1 tRNA gene and 1 rRNA gene are annotated in these 210 nt (G+C 54.3%); both read left to right on the forward strand.

From position 1 onward, the window contains the following. Window positions 1-100, forward strand: a 5S ribosomal RNA gene (rrf, locus tag CES81_RS13155); the annotation flags it as partial. 9 nt (window positions 101-109) lie between these two features. Continuing rightward, window positions 110-182: transfer RNA gene (locus CES81_RS13160), tRNA-Val, on the forward strand. The last annotated feature ends 28 nt before the right edge of the window (window positions 183-210 follow it).

Here is a 210-nt window from a genome sequence, read left to right on the forward strand (position 1 = left end):
GAAGGATACACCTGTTCCCATGCCGAACACAGTAGTTAAGCTTCAGCACGCCAAGAGTAGTTGGGGGATCGCCCCCTGCGAGGGTAGGACGTTGCCACGCGATTTTTATGGAGGATTAGCTCAGTTGGGAGAGCGTCTGCCTTACAAGCAGAGGGTCACAGGTTCGAGCCCTGTATCCTCCATTGAGCCGTTAGCTCAGTTGGTAGAGCA

Origin of the sequence: Secundilactobacillus pentosiphilus, from assembly GCF_002217985.1 — a bacterium.
Taxonomy (GTDB): Bacteria; Bacillota; Bacilli; order Lactobacillales; family Lactobacillaceae; genus Secundilactobacillus; species Secundilactobacillus pentosiphilus.